At 65.6% G+C, this 17257-nt stretch carries 18 protein-coding genes; 13 read left to right on the forward strand and 5 right to left on the reverse strand.

Annotation, left to right across the window (positions count from 1 at the left end):
• Positions 1–119: 119 nt before the first annotated feature.
• Positions 120–1667 carry a threonine ammonia-lyase, biosynthetic gene (ilvA, locus tag GHT07_RS16500; protein ID WP_153586204.1) on the forward strand — a complete coding sequence of 516 codons (1548 nt, stop codon included), beginning with the start codon at positions 120–122 and terminating at the stop codon, positions 1665–1667.
• Between the two features lie 63 nt (positions 1668–1730).
• The gene (locus GHT07_RS16505; RefSeq protein WP_153586205.1) at positions 1731–2681 is read left to right on the forward strand and encodes a DegV family protein; all 951 of its coding nucleotides are present in this window, start codon (positions 1731–1733) and stop codon (positions 2679–2681) included.
• Positions 2682–2716: 35 nt separating this feature from the next.
• On the opposite strand, the gene GHT07_RS16510 is transcribed toward GHT07_RS16505, so the two are convergent.
• Positions 2717–3151 carry a type II secretion system protein N gene (locus GHT07_RS16510; protein ID WP_228488391.1) on the reverse strand — a complete coding sequence of 145 codons (435 nt, stop codon included), beginning with the start codon at positions 3149–3151 and terminating at the stop codon, positions 2717–2719.
• A gap of 51 nt (positions 3152–3202) precedes the next feature.
• Here GHT07_RS16510 and gspG point away from each other — a divergent pair, with 51 nt between their 5' ends.
• From gspG to gspE, 10 genes are all read left to right on the forward strand, one after another.
• Complete coding sequence (gspG, locus tag GHT07_RS16515; protein ID WP_153586207.1) at positions 3203–3640, forward strand: type II secretion system major pseudopilin GspG; 438 nt, start codon at positions 3203–3205, stop codon at positions 3638–3640.
• The gene (locus GHT07_RS16520; RefSeq protein ID WP_153586208.1) at positions 3615–4088 is read left to right on the forward strand and encodes a pilus assembly FimT family protein; all 474 of its coding nucleotides are present in this window, start codon (positions 3615–3617) and stop codon (positions 4086–4088) included. The genes gspG and GHT07_RS16520 overlap by 26 nt, the downstream gene beginning before the upstream one ends.
• Positions 4089–4098: 10 nt before the next feature.
• The gene (gspI, locus tag GHT07_RS16525) at positions 4099–4455 is read left to right on the forward strand and encodes a type II secretion system minor pseudopilin GspI (RefSeq protein ID WP_153586209.1); all 357 of its coding nucleotides are present in this window, start codon (positions 4099–4101) and stop codon (positions 4453–4455) included.
• A complete protein-coding gene (locus GHT07_RS16530) occupies positions 4455–5135 on the forward strand; it encodes a PulJ/GspJ family protein (protein ID WP_153586210.1) in 681 nt (226 codons plus the stop codon). Before gspI ends, GHT07_RS16530 begins: the two co-directional genes overlap by 1 nt.
• On the forward strand, positions 5132–6136 hold the full coding sequence (gene gspK / locus GHT07_RS16535) for a type II secretion system minor pseudopilin GspK (RefSeq protein ID WP_153586211.1): 1005 nt from the start codon (positions 5132–5134) through the stop codon (positions 6134–6136). The genes GHT07_RS16530 and gspK overlap by 4 nt, the downstream gene beginning before the upstream one ends.
• 22 nt (positions 6137–6158) lie before the next feature.
• Positions 6159–7367, forward strand: a complete 1209-nt coding sequence (gspL, locus tag GHT07_RS16540) for a type II secretion system protein GspL (protein ID WP_153586212.1) — start codon at positions 6159–6161, stop codon at positions 7365–7367.
• Positions 7364–7846 carry a type II secretion system protein GspM gene (gene gspM, locus GHT07_RS16545; protein ID WP_153586213.1) on the forward strand — a complete coding sequence of 161 codons (483 nt, stop codon included), beginning with the start codon at positions 7364–7366 and terminating at the stop codon, positions 7844–7846. The genes gspL and gspM overlap by 4 nt, the downstream gene beginning before the upstream one ends.
• A gap of 19 nt (positions 7847–7865) precedes the next feature.
• The gene (gene gspN / locus GHT07_RS16550) at positions 7866–8663 is read left to right on the forward strand and encodes a type II secretion system protein N (protein WP_153586214.1); all 798 of its coding nucleotides are present in this window, start codon (positions 7866–7868) and stop codon (positions 8661–8663) included.
• A 61-nt stretch (positions 8664–8724) separates the two neighbouring features.
• A complete protein-coding gene (gene gspD, locus GHT07_RS16555; protein WP_228488396.1) occupies positions 8725–10758 on the forward strand; it encodes a type II secretion system secretin GspD in 2034 nt (677 codons plus the stop codon).
• A gap of 4 nt (positions 10759–10762) precedes the next feature.
• Positions 10763–12175, forward strand: coding sequence for a type II secretion system ATPase GspE (gene gspE, locus GHT07_RS16560; RefSeq protein ID WP_323740976.1), 1413 nt, complete (start codon positions 10763–10765; stop codon positions 12173–12175).
• Between the two features lie 27 nt (positions 12176–12202).
• Here the strand turns inward: gspE and GHT07_RS16565 are convergent, their stop codons facing one another.
• Entirely contained in the window at positions 12203–13063 is an 861-nt protein-coding gene (locus GHT07_RS16565) for a glycosyltransferase family 2 protein (protein ID WP_153586217.1), read from the reverse strand.
• Between the two features lie 50 nt (positions 13064–13113).
• Positions 13114–13410 (reverse strand): DUF4148 domain-containing protein, encoded by a 297-nt coding sequence (locus GHT07_RS16570; RefSeq protein WP_153586218.1) that lies wholly within the window; start codon positions 13408–13410, stop codon positions 13114–13116.
• A 290-nt stretch (positions 13411–13700) separates the two neighbouring features.
• Between GHT07_RS16570 and GHT07_RS16575 the strand changes: the two genes are divergently transcribed.
• Positions 13701–14603, forward strand: a complete 903-nt coding sequence (locus tag GHT07_RS16575) for a calcium-binding protein (RefSeq protein WP_153586219.1) — start codon at positions 13701–13703, stop codon at positions 14601–14603.
• Positions 14604–14663: 60 nt separating this feature from the next.
• Here GHT07_RS16575 and GHT07_RS16580 read toward each other — a convergent pair whose 3' ends face one another.
• Positions 14664–15236, reverse strand: a complete 573-nt coding sequence (locus tag GHT07_RS16580; RefSeq protein ID WP_153586220.1) for a hypothetical protein — start codon at positions 15234–15236, stop codon at positions 14664–14666.
• Between the two features lie 16 nt (positions 15237–15252).
• Complete coding sequence (locus tag GHT07_RS16585) at positions 15253–17220, reverse strand: S8 family serine peptidase (RefSeq protein ID WP_153586221.1); 1968 nt, start codon at positions 17218–17220, stop codon at positions 15253–15255.
• Positions 17221–17257: the final 37 nt, after the last annotated feature.

The following is a 17257-nucleotide window of genomic DNA, read 5'->3' on the forward strand; positions in this document are numbered from 1 at the left end:
GGCGCCTCGCGCCACTCGCATCTGCAACAGTTGTCTCCTCCACCTCCCTTGGTGGATTTAGCCCCCGGAACGCAAGTCCCGGGGGCTTTTTTCTGCTCGCACGTATCATCGTTTGGCTCATGACGAAGAAACATCTCGGCCCGGCCGACTACCTCAAGAAGATCCTCAACGCGAAGGTGTATGACGTTGCCGTGGAGTCGGCACTCGAACCCGCGAAGAGCCTGAGCCGCCGGCTGCACAACAAAGTGCTCCTCAAGCGCGAGGACCAGCAAGCCGTTTTCAGCTTCAAGCTGCGTGGTGCGTACAACAAGATGGCGCACCTCTCACCCGACGCGCTCAAGCGCGGCGTGATCTGCGCCTCGGCAGGCAATCACGCACAGGGCGTCGCGCTGTCTGCGCATCGGCTCGGCACGCGCGCCGTGATCGTGATGCCAGTGACCACGCCCCAGCTGAAGATCGAAGGCGTGAAGGCACTCGGCGGCGAAATCGTGCTGCACGGTGAAAGCTATTCCGATGCCTTCGCGCACGCGACGAAGCTCGAAAAGGAGCAGGGCCTGACCTTCGTGCATCCGTTCGATGACCCCGATGTCATCGCGGGCCAGGGAACCATCGCGATGGAAATCCTGCGCCAGCACCAGGGGCCTCTTGATGCGGTGTTCGTGGCGATTGGCGGCGGCGGCCTCATCTCCGGCGTTGCCAACTACATCAAGGCCGTGCGCCCCGAGATCAAGGTGATCGGCGTGCAGATGAATGACTCCGACGCGATGATGCAGTCCGTCGCCGCCAGCAAGCGCATGACGCTCGCCGACGTGGGCCTCTTTTCAGATGGCACGGCCGTCAAGCTCGTCGGCGAGGAAACATTCCGCATCGCGCGCGAACTGGTGGACGAATACATCGCCGTTGACACCGACGCCGTCTGCGCGGCGATCAAGGACGTCTTCATCGACACGCGCAGCATCGTCGAGCCCGCAGGCGCGCTGGCTGTCGCCGCAATCAAGCAGTACGTCGCGACGAACAAAACGCGTGGCGAGACTTACGCCGCGATCCTGTGCGGCGCCAACATGAATTTCGATCGCTTGCGCTTCGTCGCCGAGCGCGCTGAGGTCGGCGAAGAACGTGAAGCCCTTTTGGCCGTGACCATTCCCGAAGAGCGCGGCAGCTTCCGGCGCTTTTGCGAACTGATCGGCGAGCTGCCGGGTGGCCCGCGCAACGTCACTGAGTTCAACTACCGCATCAGCGACAGCGCGAAGGCGCATGTATTTGTGGGCCTCACGACACACGGCAAGGGCGAGTCGTCGCGCATCGCGTCGAACTTCACGCGGCACGGCTTCGAGGCGCTCGACCTCACGCATGACGAGCTCGCCAAGGAACACATCCGGCACATGGTCGGCGGACGCTCGTCGCTTGCGCAGGACGAACGCCTTCTGCGATTTGTCTTTCCCGAGCGGCCCGGCGCGCTGATGAAATTCCTCTCGCATATGCGCCCAGGCTGGAACATCACGCTGTTTCACTACCGCAATCAGGGGGCCGACTACGGCCGCATCCTCGTGGGCCTGCAGGTGCCCAAAGCTGATGACAAAGTGTTCAAGACGTTCCTGGACACATTGGGTTATCCCTATGTCGAAGAGACGGGCAACCCTGTTTACCGATTGTTTTTGCAGACGTAGCATGGGTCACGAGCCGGCGCGCAAGACCCGGCAAGAGGGGGCATCCACCAAGCCGGAGGGGCCATGCTCAGACTGGGAATCGTCATCGACTCGGCGGCCGAAGTGCCGCAGAGCGTGCTTGAAAATCCGCGGGTGCGCATGCTGCCCGTCGCGATCAGGATCGGCGAGCGAACCTACCTGGACGAGCGAAAACCCGAGGCCACGAGTGATTTCAATTCGCGCAAGCTCGAAATGCGGACCGCGCAAGACTCCAAGTCGTTGCCGCCCGGCGAGCCCGATGTGCGCAAGTTCCTGCTTGACCACGTCGCCACCGATTTCGATCACGTGTTCGGCCTGTTCGTCATGTCTGCGCGGTCGCCCATCTTTCGCGCGGCATTCGACGCGGCATCGCGCGTGATCACCGATTCGATGCCGGTGCGCGTGCGCTCGGGCATCAAGGGCCCGTTGCTCGTGGAGTGCCACGACAGCATGAACCTGTTCTCCGGCTATGGCGTGCAGGTGCTCGAAGCGTTGCGGGCCTTTGAGGCCGAGCCGCTGGTATCCACCATCCGCACGCGAATGCAGGAAGGCGCCAAGTCGGCGCACGGCTACCTCGCACCGGCAAACCTGGACTACCTGCTTGCCCGCGCTCGCGCCCGGGGTGACAACAGCGTGGGCGCGTTCGGCCAGGCGGCAGCAAAGATGCTGGGCATCATGCCGATCCTTCGCGGCTTTCAGAACAAGACCGAGGCGGTGGGCAAGGTCCGTGGCGTGGCCGCCGCGCGCGCCCACATCCTCAACCTGGCTCGCCGCGAACTTGGCAAGGGGCTGCTGGCCCCGTTTGTCGACGTGAGCTATTCAGGCGACATCGCGGACGTGCAGGCGCTGGCCGAATACCGCGCACTCGTCACCGAAGCAGCAGACAAGGGCGTCAGCGTCGTGTTGCACGAGATGGCACCTACCAACTCGGTCAATGCCGGCGCCAATGCGTTGTCAGTTGGGTTCATGGCCCGCCCGCATAGCGCGGACCTGTAAGGGCGCGCGTGCTGGCGCAGCGGCAACAGCGGCGCTCAGGGCCGGCGCAGCGGCAACTCAAGCGTGACGACTGCCGGGCCGTTGGCGCCATCCGACAACACCGCCTTGCGCGACTCGACCGACTTCAGCACCAGATTGCCGTCAATCGCAGAGCCAGTACGAAATGGCTTTGCGGGCTTGCCATCGACCGAGATCAGCGCAGCGCCGCCCTGCTCGCCGGTCGCCACCACGCCTTGCAGCGAAAACCGGCTGGCAATGCTCGGCGCCGCGACGGCCACGGCCTGCACCGGGTTCCAGCCCATCAGGCGGGCAACGGACACCGGATCCACAGGCGCCGGCGTATGCACGAGCGCAGGCGCTGCCAGCGGCGGGGAACGACTGGCGATTTTCAGACCCCAATAAACGCAGGTGGCGGCAACAATCGCCCAGACCAGGAAGGTCGAGGCTGCCACTACCCATCTGCCCTGCATGTTGCTCACCATGCGGCGATTATCATTGAAGCGATTCCCTCACCGACTGCCATGAAGTTTCCTCAAACATTTCGCGCACGCGCCCAGGCCGGCTTCACCCTCATCGAACTGATGGTGGTGCTTGTGATCATCGGCGTGCTCGCCGCGCTGATCGTCCCCAATGTGCTCGACCGCGCTGACGACGCGCGGGCGACAGCGGCCAAGACCGACGTCAACAACCTGATGCAGGCGCTGAAGATGTACCGGCTCGACAACCAGCGCTACCCGACGAGCGAGCAGGGCCTGCAGGCACTAGTCACGAAACCCACGGTAGGCCCCGCAGCGCCCAACTGGAAGCCTTACCTCGACAAGCTGCCCAACGACCCGTGGAGCCGCCCCTACCAGTACCTCAACCCCGGCGTAAAGGGCGAGATCGACGTCATGTCGTTTGGCGCGGACGGCCAGCCCGGCGGCGAGGGCAAGAATGCGGACGTCGGCAGCTGGCAATGAGCGTCGCAGCTCACGCGGGCCTGGCAGCGCTCGCGTTGGCGGCTTCACGCTGCTGGAACTGCTCATCGTCATCTCCATCATCGCGATTGCCACTGCGGGCGTGAGCTTCGCGCTGCGTGACTCCGACAGCGCCCAGCTCGAGAAGGAAGGCCGCCGGCTCGCGGCGCTCCTTGAGTCGGCACGGGCAATCTCGCGAAGCTCCGGCGTTCCCGTCCGCTGGACGCCGACCGAAACCGGTTTCAAGTTCGAAGGCGCGCCACCCGACGTGCTGCCAGACCGCTGGCTCGATACGACAACGCAGGTTCGCGGCACCGCCACCCTGGTGCTTGGGCCCGAGCCGATCATCGGCAAACAGGAAGTCACGCTCGGCTCGGCCACAGCATCGACTCGCACGCTTCGAATCGCGACAGACGGCATCAGGCCCTTTGCTGTCACCAACAGTGAATGACCCACGGCGAATGAAACGTCAGGCGGGTTTCACCTTGGTCGAAGTGCTCGTCGCGCTGGCAATCGTCGCCATAGCGCTCGCAGCTGGCCTGCAATCGACAACTGCGCTCACACGCAATGCCGAGCGCCAGTCCAGTGTGCTGCTGGCCCACATGTGCGCCGAAAACGAACTGGTGAAAGTGCGCCTGACGCGGCAGATGCCGGACATCGGCGAGTCGAAGGTCGATTGCGACCAGGCCGGCCGCACGCTGCCCGTCACGATCACTGTGTCGCCCACGCCCAACCCGAGTTTCCGGCGCGTGGACGCACAGGTCTTCGACGACGGCTCGCCCGTGCTGCGACTTTCCACCGTCGTGGGGCGCTACTGATGCAGGCGCGCCACCAACGCGGCTTCACCCTGATCGAGGTGCTCGTGGCATTGGTCGCGATGGCTTTGCTGGCCGTGATGAGCTGGCGCGCCATCGACGGAATGTCGCGCGTGCAACAGCAAACTGAAGCGCGCGCCGATGATGTGCTGACGCTGCAGATCGGCCTTGCGCAGTGGGCGGCCGATCTCGATGCGGTTGTCGATCTGCCCAATATCTCGACGCTCGACTGGAACGGCCGTGTGCTGCGCCTGGCGCGCCGCAGTACAGCATCCGTGACGGATGGCGTGCTCGTCGTCGGCTGGACACGGCGCGTCATCAATGGCCAGGGCACCTGGCTGCGCTGGCAGTCGCCGCAAACGTTCACGCGCGGTGACTTCAACGAGGCCTGGCTCAAAGCCGACACCTGGTCGCAAAACCCGGGCGTCGACGAACTCGCACGTGAAGTCGCCGTGGTGCCGCTGGATGACTGGCAGGTTTTCTACTACCGCGAAAACGCGTGGACCAACCCGCAGTCGAGCGCCGTGCGTACGGCGCCGGTGGCGGGCCAGCCGATCCCGCTGCCCGCTGGGCAGGCACTGCCCGACGGCATACGGCTCGTGTTGACGCTGCCGGCAAACCAGGCGATCAACGGCACGCTCACGCGCGACTGGGTGCGACCGAACCTCGGGCGGCCGCAATGAGCCGGCGCGCCGCTCGCCAGGCAGGTGCCGCCTTGCTGATGGCGATGCTCACTGTCGCACTGGTCGCCACATTCGCAACGGCCGCGCTGTGGCAGCAGTGGCGCAGCATCGAAGTTGAAAGTGCCGAGCGGGCTCGTGTGCAATCGAGCTGGATCCTCACCGGCGCGCTCGACTGGGCGCGGCTCGTGTTGCGCGAAGACATGCGCTCGGGCAACGACAGCTCGGACCACCTGAGCGAGCCTTGGGCGGTACCGCTGCAGGAAGCGCGCCTGTCGAGCTTCCTGGCGGCCGACAAAAACAACACCTCCACCGACACGACCGAGGACATCCTCGATGCGTTCCTGTCGGGCCAGGTGATCGACGCGCAATCGCTGATGAACGTGCGCAACCTGGCGAGCACTGACGGCAAAGTGCAGCAGAGCGAGATCGATGCGTTCGCCCGCCTGTTCGACCTGCTGCAAATTGACCGGGCCGAGCTCGAAAAGCTGGTGGAGAACTTTCGCTTCGCGCTCGATACCTCCACTGCCAACCAGTCGGGCGCGCTGGCACCGCTGGCGCCCAACAAGATCGAAGAGCTGGTCTGGCTGGGCCTGTCCCCTGCCACCGTATCCAAACTCCAGCCGTACATCACCATCTTGCCCATACGCACGGCCGTCAACGTCAACACGGCAAGCGCCGAAGTCATTTATGCGTCCGCGCCGCAGCTAAGCATGGCGGATGCGCAAAACCTGGTCTCGCTGCGCGAACGCTCACCCTTCAAGAGCATCCCGGACATCGTCAAGGCGGTCGGGCGCGGCCCGGACGTCATCCCCACCGATCCGCTGGCACTGGACGTGCGCACGGCCTTCTTCGAGGTGCGCGCGCGCTTGCGGCTGGACAAACTCGTCGTCGAAGAGCGTTCGCTGATCCACCGCCTGTCGGCCAGCGAAATCGTCGTGCTGTGGCGCGAACGCGGCATTGCGGACCCCACGGCGCTCGCGCAGGCACCCGTGCGGCGCTGACCTTTCTACAATCGGCCCACCCATGAGCGCCCTCATCGTCTTCCTGCCGCAGCACGCTGCCACCGCCTCGACCGAGTTCGAGTACGTGCTGACGCACGACGGCAGCGCCATCGCCGACCACGGCGCGGCGCTGGCCACCCTGCTGCCGGCCACGACGCGGGCGGGCTCGGAAGTCGTCGCCATTGTCCCGGCTGCGCTGCTGTCGTGGCACCGTGTCGAGCTGCCCAAGGGCACTGCCGCAGGCTCTCCGCGGATGCGTGCCGTGCTGGAGGGAGCGCTGGAAGACCAGTTGCTCGACGAGCCGGAGGCACTTCATTTCGCCCTGCAACCACAAGCGCGGGCGGGGGAGCCCGCCTGGGTCGCCACCTGCGACCGGGCGTGGCTGCGTGCCGCCGTGGTCGCACTTGAAGCAGCCGAGCGGCCCGCGGCGCGCATCGTTCCCGAATTCGCGCCGGAGGGCGTGACGACCTTCTATGCCGTCGGCCAGGCCGACCAGCCGATGGTGGTCGTTGCCGGCACCGAAGGCGTCACCGCCGTTCCCCTGAGCACGCAAGTGCTGCCCCTGCTGCCTGCGCTGGCTGACGACACGCCCTGCATCGCCGAGCCGGCCGTCGCCGAAATCGCGGAACAGGTGCTACAGCGCCGACCCGAGCTGCGCCACCCCTCGGGTCGCTGGATGCGTGCGGCGCAGTCCGACTGGGACCTGGCGCAATTCGAGTTCTCCAGTTCCGGGCGCGCCCGCGCCTGGAAGAAGATGGGCACCGCCTGGGCGGACATCCTCTCGGCGCCGCAATGGAAGCCCGCCCGATGGGGCGCCGTTGCGCTCGTTGTCATCAACCTGCTCGCCATGAATGCGTGGGCATGGCGCGAGCGCTCGGCGCTCGACCAGAAGCGCGAGGCGATCCGCACGACGCTCACCGAGACTTTTCCGCAAGTCAAGGTAGTCGTCGATGCACCGTTGCAGATGCAGCGCGAACTCACGGCTTTGCGCCTGGCCACTGGCACCAGCTCCGGCAATGACCTGGAGTCGATGCTCGGCGCCCTGAGCGCGGCGGCGCCTGCGCAACGCGCGCTGACCAGCATCGAATACTCGAACGGCGAGCTGCGCGTCAGGGGCATGGCCCTGCCGGCCGAAGAGGCGCGCACGCTTGCCAGTTCACTCAAGGCGCAGGGCTTCACGGCAAATACGCAAGGCGAGGCGCTCGCCATCACCGCCGGGAGCGCACGATGAAAGCACTCTCGCCTTTGCTCGCCCGGTGGACCGGCCTCGCGCCCCGCGAAAAGGTCATGGTGGCGAGCGCCCTGGGTCTCGTCGCGGCCGCGATCGTCTGGTGGCTGCTCGTGGCGCCCGCGCTTGCAACGCTGCGCACCTCCGAGGCGCAACGCCATGAACTTGACGCCCAGCTGCAGTCGATGCGCGCCTTGCAGGCACAGGCAAAAGCGTTGCAATCGCAACCCAAGGCCGGCTACGACGAGGCATTGCGCCTGCTTGAACTCTCGGTGCGCGAGCGCCTGGGCACAACGGGCCGGCTGTCGCTGCAAGGCGAGCGGGCCACCATCACACTGACTGGCACTGCGCCCGATACCGTTGCGCAGTGGCTGGCGCAGGCCCGCGTGAACGCGCGCGCACTGCCCAGCGACGTGCGAATCAACCGTAACGCGGCCGGCCTGTGGGAGGGCACCGTGGTCTTCACGCTGCCTTCGCGCTGAGCGCAAGCAGCACCGCCCGATGGCATTGCGCTCGACCGCTTCCGGCCCGCCGCGCGCCAGCTGGGGTTGGGCCCTGGCAGGCGCTGCCATCGGCCTTGTCGTAGCGATGGTGCTGTACGCCCCGGCGCGCTGGCTGTCCGGCACAGTGCGCGATGCGACGGGTGAACGCCTCATCCTCGACGACGCGTCGGGCACCATCTGGACAGGTTCTGCCCAGCTCGTCTTGACCGGCGGCGCGGGCAGTACAGCGGCCGCCGCCCTGCCCACGCGCATCGAGTGGCGGATGCGACCACGCTGGGACGGCTTCACGGCACAGCTACAAACAGCCTGCTGCACGCAAGCGCCCGTTGAAATCCGCCTGCAGCCGCGATGGGGCGGCGCACGCATCACGGTGGCCGACTCACAGGCGCAGGTTCCTGCAGCCCTGCTCGTGGGCCTGGGCACCCCCTGGAACACGTTACAGCTTGACGGCGATTTACAGCTGGGCACGCAGGGCCTTTCAGTAGAATGGATCGAAGGCCGCCTGTCTGTCGCCGGGCAGGCCGAGCTCAAGGCGCAACGGCTGTCGTCGCGCCTGTCCACCTTGAGGCCCATGGGCAGTTATCGCATCACGGTCACGGGCGGCAGCGCGCCGACCCTGCAGCTCCAGACCCTGGAAGGCGCCCTGCAACTGAGCGGGTCGGGCCAATGGGTTGGATCGCGCCTGCGATTCTCTGGTGTTGCCACGGCAGCGCCCGAGCGCGAAGATGCCCTGTCGAATTTGCTGAACATCATCGGGCGGCGCAGCGGCGCACGCTCGATCATCACCCTGGGATGACATGAAAGAACGACTCGCGCTTGCGCACATTTTCCCCCGGCTGGCGCTGTGGCTGGCCTGCATGGTGGTGGCCGGCGCGCCCGGCCTTGCGCAGGCCCAGCGCTCACGCGAGCCCGTCACGCTCAATTTCGTCAATGCCGAAATCGAAGCGGTGGCGCGCACGATGGCGTCCATCACCGGGCGCAACATCGTTGTCGATCCGCGCGTCAAGGGCACGATCAATCTCAGCACCGACAAGCCCGTGCCGCCGTCGGTGGCCTACAACCAGTTCCTGGCGGCCGTTCGGCTGTCGGGCTTCACGATCGTTGAATCGGGCGGCCTGCTCAAGCTCGTGCCCGAAGCCGACGCGAAGCTGCAAGGCGGCGCCGTGTCCAGTACGCCGATCGCCGGCAACCAGATCGTCACGCAGATCTTTCGCCTGAACTACGAGCCGGCCGGCAACCTCGTGCCGATCCTGCGGCCGCTCATCAGCGCGAACAACACCATCAACGTGAACCCGGGCAACAACTCGCTCGTGATCACCGACTACGCTGACAACCTGCAGCGCCTGGGCCGCATCATCGCGGCGCTTGATGTGACCAACGCGACCGACGTCGAAGTGATTCCGCTGCGCTACCAGCTGGCACCCGATATTGCGCCCGTGGTGCAACGCCTGCTCGACTCCAGCACGCAAGGCAACGCCGCGCCGGCCCAGGGCCAGGCCGACACGTCTTTTCGCACCACCATCGTGGCCGAGACACGCAGCAATGCGCTGCTGATTCGCGCCGCCAATCCGGCACGCCTGGCGCTGGTGCGCTCCATCGTTGCCAAACTCGACCAGCCGGGCAGCCAGAGCCCCACCGGCAACATCTACGTGGTGTACCTGAAGAACGCCGACGCTACCAAGCTCGCCGTCACGCTGCGCGCCGCACTTGCCGCAACGGGCGGCGGCAGCGGCGGTGGTGGCAGCGTGTCGTCGAGCGCGCCTTCCGCGCCAGGCACAGCAGCAGCCAACGCCGCCACGACACCCATCGCCGCATCTGCACAGCCTTCAACGGGCGGGCAAATCCAGGCCGACCCCTCGACCAACTCGCTGATCATCACGGCCGCCGAGCCGCAGTACCGCCAGATCCGCGCCGTGATCGACCGCCTCGACTCGCGCCGCGCGCAGGTCTATGTGGAAGGGCTCGTCGTGGAGGTGAACGCCACCAAGGTTGCCGAGTTCGGCATCCAGTGGCAGGGCCCGGTGAACAGCACGAACAACACCACGGTGGGTGTGCTCGGCACCAACTTCACGGCTGGCACGTCCAACATCCTGTCGCTGGCCACAGCGGCGTCCAGCGGCACGCTCACTTCACCCGGCGCGGGCATCAACTTCGCCACGGCAACCAAGGTCGCGGGCCGCTACCTGCTCTCGTCGCTGGCGCACTTCCTGCAGACCAACGGCGACGGCAACGTGCTGTCCACACCCAACCTGCTCACGCTTGATAACGAAGAAGCCAAGATCGTCGTCGGCCAGAACGTGCCGTTCGTCACCGGCCAGTACACCAACGCCAACTCGGGCACGAATGGCTCGGTCAACCCGTTCCAGACCATCGAGCGCAAAGACGTCGGCCTCACGCTGCGCATCAAGCCGCAGATCAGCGAGAACGGCACCGTCAAGCTGCAGATCTTCCAGGAAGTCTCGAGCGTCGACCAGTCGTCGCGCACCTCGGCTTCGGGCCTCATCACCAACAAGAGTTCGATCGAATCGAACGTCCTGGTCGATGACGGCGCGATCGTCGTGCTCGGCGGCCTGTTGAAAGACAGCTACTCGGAAGGCAAGGACCAGGTGCCGGTGCTCGGCGACGTGCCGTTCTTCGGCAACCTGTTCAAGAGCCAGCAGCGCAACCGCGAGAAGACCAACCTGATGGTGTTCCTGCGCCCTGTCGTCGTGCGCGACGCTGCACAGAGCGAAGCGCTCTCGCTGGACCGCTACGACATGATGCGCGCCGTGACCGAGCAGGCCCAGCCGACTCGCAGCCTCATCACGCCGATCAACGACTCGCCCGCGCTCGCGCCGATTGCACCGGGCGCGCAGCCACGCGGCTCCGTTCCCGCGCCGCTGGGGCGTTGAAGCCGTGCGTTACCCGCTGCCTTACGCGTTCGCGCGCGGCCACCAGTTGCTATTGGAAGAAGACGGCGACACGCTGACGCTGTGGCACGGCACCGCGCCTGCCAAGCCGGCGCTCAGTGAAGTGATGCGCAAGTACCCGGTGCGCTCGCTGCAAGCACTTGACGCCACGGCGCTGGCGCAGCGCATCAGCGCGGCCTATGCGCAAGGCGAATCCAGCGCCGCCACCGTCGTGAGCGAAGTGCAGAACGACGCCGACCTCTCGCGCATGATGCAAGACCTGCCCGCCGTGGAAGACCTGCTGGAGACGAGCGACGACGCGCCCATCATCCGCATGTTGAACGCGCTGCTCACGCAGGCCGCGCGCGATGGCGCGAGCGACATCCACATCGAGCCGTACGAGCGCCATTCAAGCGTGCGATTCCGCGTGGATGGCACGCTGCGCGAAGTGGTGCAGCCCAATCGCGCGCTGCACGCCGCGCTTATCTCGCGCCTGAAGATCATGGCCGAGCTCGACATCTCGGAAAAGCGATTGCCGCAAGACGGCCGCATCTCGCTGCGCATCGGCACGCGCGCTGTGGACGTGCGCGTTTCCACACTGCCCAGCGCGCACGGCGAACGCGCCGTGCTTCGCTTGCTGGACAAGAGCGACTCGCGCATCAGCCTCGAATCCGTCGGCATGACGGGTGAGGCGCTGCGCCGTTTTGTGGAGTTGATTTCGCAGCCGCACGGCATCATCCTCGTGACCGGGCCCACAGGCTCGGGCAAGACGACGACGCTGTACGCGGGCCTCTCCCGGCTCGATGCGGGCAGCAGCAACATCATGACGGTCGAAGACCCGATCGAATATGAGCTGCCCGGCATTGGCCAGACGCAGGTCAACGCCAAGATCGATCTCGATTTCGCAAAGGCCCTGCGCGCCATCCTGCGGCAAGACCCCGACATCATCATGATCGGCGAGATCCGCGATTTCGAGACGGCGCAGATCGCCATCCAGGCGTCGCTCACCGGCCACCTCGTGCTGGCCACCGTGCACACGAACGATGCCGCCAGCACTGTCACGCGCCTGACCGACATGGGCGTCGAGCCCTTCCTTTTGAGCTCGTCAATCCTCGGCGTGCTGGCCCAGCGGCTGGTGCGCAAGCTGTGCGTGCACTGCCGCGTGCCGGGCGATGGCGCTTGGTCACCGCGCGGTTGCGCGGAGTGCGGCCACACGGGCTACCAGGGCCGCACGGGGGTGTTCGAGCTGATGGTCGCGACCGACGAAATCCGCGCGCTGATCCACAACCGCGCCGCTGAAGCCGACATCCGGCAGGCAGCGCTGCAAGGCGGCATGACGCTCATGCGCGACGACGGCGAGCGGCTGGTGCGTGAAGGCATCACGTCGCGCGAAGAGCTCGTGCGCGTCACGCGCGAGTAACACCGCAACCTGCGGGTGCAGCGGCACCTAGTCGTCCTGCCGCTTCTTCGGATCGAGCGCGATCTCGAAGACGAGACTCGCGGTCGTGCGCAGGCGCAAACCTGCACCAATCAGCTTGTCGCGGCTCACGTTGACTTTGAAAGCAGGCAGCGGCACTTGCGGATTGGCTCCCAGCTGGCGCACCCGGCTCGTGACTTGGTCCATGATCGACTGGCGCGTTTCCTGCGGCAGCATCTGCGCCTTGCTCGCTGGGTCTGATGCGTAGGCCTTGATGTCGCGGTAGGCATTGATGATCGCCCATTGCAGGCGCATGTCCTTGTTGTCATGGTGCAGGACACGCAGATGGTCCCCATGCGAAATAGCCGAGACGAACGCAAGCGGATAGTTCTGCTCGTGCAGGCCGGACGCGCCCAGCCGCTGATACAGGTCAGCGTCCTCGCCGCCCCAGCCCCGGAACACTTCGTCGAAGCCGCCGAGTTGCTCGAAGCTCGCGCGCGTGCACAGGAATGTGCCCCAGGTCTCGCGGTCGCGCGTGCCGTCGGGCAGTCGCGCCGCACGCCAGTACGCATCGGTGCGCAAATGATCGCGCAGCCAGGCGAGCCAGCCAGGCGCGGTCCTCACATCAGCATCGATGAAGCAAAGCCAGTCACTCGTACTGGCAGCGGCGCCCGCGTTGCGCGCGCGCGCCGCACAAAAGCCCGGATCGTCGTCCATGCGAACGACCTTCACACCGGGGAAATGCGCCTGCACCCACGCGCCAGACTGCTGGGGGCAGCCGTAGTCAACGAAGATGATTTCGTCGGGCGCCTGCGCGACCATCATCGGCAGCGTCTGCTGCACGTGCATCAGCCGGCTTTTGCAGGTAGTGATGAACGCGATGGAGGTCAAGGCATTGAGGGCAACTGAATGCCCTCAATGTAGCGCACCGGCGCGCCGATTTACATCGAGCCGAGTTCGCCGCGCGAGGTTGTGCCGTTGCGCGATGCCATCAGGGCTTGCGCACGCACGGCGTCGCGGCTGAGATCCGACTTGGCTGCATTCATGTAGCCCGTGCCGCCTTCAGTGATCTTCAGCGGCATGCGCGCTTCGGCTTTCACCTGTGCGACAGACACCGTCGAGACGACGGGGGCGCGAACGTTCTCGGGTGCGTTGTCGCCTTCGCCGTTCGCGTGGGCGGCCAGCGAAGTCAGTGCCGTGATCGCAGAGATGGCGATGAAGCGTGTGGTGGTGTTCATGATCAAAGTTTCCTTGTGTGTTGAAGTACAAGGGATACGCGTGCACAGCACCGGGTGGATGTCGCATCACTCGCATATCTGTGAATTTGTGTGCACCTGCGCGCGTTGCGGCCCCAAGAGGTAGTGCTGTCCCACAAGGCCAGCGCGCCAGGGACTACGCCACCAAGCTCAACAAGCGCCTAACTTGGTGCCACCTGAAGTCGTCCGGCAAGCCTGTCGCCCGCAAACAAGTCTTGTATTACCGGTCGTGCCGCTCTTCAGCAGGTGCCCGGGCTCCAGAAAGATTCCCCATGGCTACCTATAAATATGGCGTTCCGCCATTCATGACCAACATCTTCACGTCGCCCTTTGCCGGCACCGACGACGCCATCAGCGCACTCACTGCGGCTGATTTCACGATCAACGGCAATGGCGGCAACGACATCGTCTCCACCGCCAGCGGCAACGACACCATCACGACAGCCGCAGGCAACGACACGATCAAAGCTGGCGACGGCAACAACACAGTGTCGGCAGGCGCAGGCGCCAACAACGTCATCACCGGCACGGGGAACGACACCATCACCACCGGCGCCGGTGTGGACGTGATCAAGGCGGGTGACGGCAACAACACGGTCAATGCAGGCGACGGCAAGAACACCGTGCTGACCGGCAGCGGCAACGACACCATCACCACCGGCGCGGGCATCGACAAGATCCAGGCAGGCGCGGGCGACGACATCATCGTCAGCGGTGGCGGCAACGACACCATCGATGCGGGTGCGGGCGACGACAGCGTGAATGCAGGCATGGGCAATGACACCATCACTGCCGGCGCGGGCACCGATTCGCTGATCGGCGGCGGCGGTCACGACACATTCCTGTATCGCAGCCTGTCGGACGCCCTGCTCGGCCACGACACCATCTCCGACTTCAGCACGGCGAACCCTGCGATGGCCGGCGAAGGCGACGCTCTGAAACTCAACGGCCTTGTGAATGACTTCGACGGCATGTTCGGCAAGGCGACACTCGCCAAACTCGTGGCAAGCGGTCACCTGAGCTTTTCCGGCGACAGCGAAAACACTGTGCTCAGCTTCGACAGCAACGGCGACGCGGCGGGTGGCCATGTGGGCGTGCTGGTGAACCTGACCGGCGTTGCATTCACTACCGAAGGCGACGCGGTCAACGCATTCGCCGACAACATCCTCGTGTGACGATGATCAGTTGAGCGTGCAGGGCGCGGCGCTGTACGTGAGCGGTGCGCCCGCCCCACGCTACTTCGCGCTGGTCTGCATCCACCAGTTCGGACTGGCGGCCAGCACATCACCTGATTCGAAAATTGCGTTGGCCGCCAACAGCGAGGCCACGCCCGCCGCCGTATCAATGCGGAACCAGTTCTTGCCAAAGTCCATGGGACGCGCCGCGGTGAACCCGTGCGCGGCGACCCACGCGTCGACCTGCTCGCGCGTCCAGTCGGGCTTGAACTTCACCAGCACGCCACCAGGCAACGCCATCAGCCGGCCGCCCGCTGTCGCGCCGCGTGCGAACACTGGCGACAACGCCTTGGCAGCGGGCGCGGCCTGCGCATCCGTTGACGACGCAGGAAGCCTGTAGATGCGCGCAACGCTGTCGCCCGCAACAGCAGTCAGCCCGGAGGCGAGCCTGGCTTGCGCGCCGCTGCTCGAGCGGGAGAAATCTGCAGCCAGGCTGGGCACCTGGCTGAGCGCAACCTTCTGCGCGCCGTCGTAGTAGTAACTGGTGTCGCTGGCCACCGCGACGCCTGCCGCAAGCCCAAAGGCCGTCGCAACCAGGGACCGGACGATTCGAAAGAGGTGTGTTGTGATCATGATGGGCTCCGGTGCTTCAGTGGCCGTAGGCCTTGATGGACCATGCGGTCAAGGTGCTGCCACTGGCCTGGTCGCCCACACGCAGCGTCCAGGTGCCATCGGCGGGCTCATCCATCAGGCGCACGACACCGAAGCGGAACCCGCCCTGCAGCGAATTTCCGCAGGCCACCGTCTTCGGATTGCTCGAATCACTCAGGTCCCTGCACTGGTGCGGCGTGGTGAGCGTGCTGACGGTTCCCGACGGGCTGGTGAGTGTGATGTCCGCCGTGCCGAAGTCAGGCAGGTTGGCATCGACCGTGACATCGACGAACTCCAGCTTGCTGATGCCCGAGCCGCCCAATGCAACCGTGCTGACCAGGGGCGTTGCAGTTGATCCAATGAGCGCGGGTGCGGCCTGCGCAGCCGTTGCAGTCTTTTGCGCCGGCAGGTTGACCCATGTGCCTGCCGCCGCCACCGCAGCAGTCGCATCGGCAGCGCCAAAACCATATTCGTGATTGACGCCCAGGCCACCGCCATTGGTGACCCAGCCCGGACTCGTGGGATCGTTCTTGCGAGCAGTGCGCGCCAGAATCGCGCGAACATCGCGCCAGCCCAGCGCGGGGTTCATCTCAAGCAGCAGCGCAGTGATGCCGGCGACCTCCGGCGTTGCTGACGAAGTGCCATTGATGCAGCGTGTGTAGTTGGGCTGGCCCTGATAGTCGGTGTAGGGCTCTGCATTCTGGGAAGTCGCGCCGTTGTTGTAACCCGCGGCGCCCATGATGTCGGCGGAAGTCATGGTGTGGGTATCGCACGATTCGCCGCCGTATCCCATCACCAGGATATTGGAGCCCGGCTCGGAATACGACGAGCGCTTGCCCTGGTCGTTGAGCGAGCCGATGGCAAAGACGCCCTGGTAGTTGGCCTGGCCGTCATGGTCGGATCGATCAGACGGCGCGCCATTGCCGGCTGCCCAGGTGTAGATGACGCCCTTGCCGCCGCGACCTGATGTCGTGCCGGTGTCGATCGCATCGCGCCACGCCTGCCCGGACGCGAATGCCTGGCCAGTGCCATCCGGCGCGCCATAGCTGTTGGTGTAGATGTGGTTGTCGGCCAGGTCCTTGACCACGGCGCCGGCACCGAACTGGTCGATGTTGGCCGCCAGCAGGTTGTAGCCAACCACGCTCGCATTGAAAGCCACGCCCGTCACGCCGATGCCGTTTTGCCCTTGCGCTGCGGCGAGCGCTCCGCACGATGTGCCATGGCTGCCCGTTGCCGACGATGGGTCGCCGTAAGCGTCGACACGATAGTCCCAGCTCTTGCCGGGGACAACCTTGAAGTCTTCGTGAGTGATGTCCAGCCCATCGTCCACCACGGCGATGCGAATGCCCGTGCCGGTGACGTAGTTCCAGGCCATTGTCGTGCGCAGGTCTTCGCCGGCAAGCCCCGGCGTGCCATTGGGGCCAGCCTGCCCCGTGTTCAGCAAGTGCCACTGGTCGCCGAACAACGGGTCATTGGGAATCATGGGGCCCACGGGTGCCGCGCTGCCGACACTCACCAGGCCGGTCACGCTGATGACGATATTGGTGTACGTCGTGTCGCCGACCTGCACCTTGGGCAGCGTCGCCCGGAAAGTCCCCGGGTCGAATGAGTTGTAGCTGGTCCGCGGGGCATCCAGTCCGCCCGCCAGCAGCTGGCCCCACGTCACGACAACGTCGTTGTATCGCATGCCGTTCAACACGATGGAGCCGACGGTCACGCGGTCGGGCGTCGTCAGGCTGAAGGTGGTGGGCGGCAGCACGGTGGGTGTGGTCGCCGCCGGCGACGCAAGGGGGCCGGCTGATCTCGCAAGCGGCACTGCAGCATGGGGGCTGGCGCTTGGCGAGGCAGATGCAGTTGGGCTGGAAGACTCATCGCCACCGCCGCATGCGGCGAGCACCGCCGCCGCGAGCACGGCGGGCCACTGGGCGCGCGCGAGGCCAAAGACACTGAATCCAGCGTGATGCATGCGAGTTCCTTTATTGCTCTTGCCCGTGCGGCCTCGA

Origin of the sequence: Caenimonas koreensis DSM 17982 (assembly GCF_009646335.1) — a bacterium.
Classification (GTDB): Bacteria; Pseudomonadota; Gammaproteobacteria; order Burkholderiales; family Burkholderiaceae_C; genus Ramlibacter; species Ramlibacter koreensis.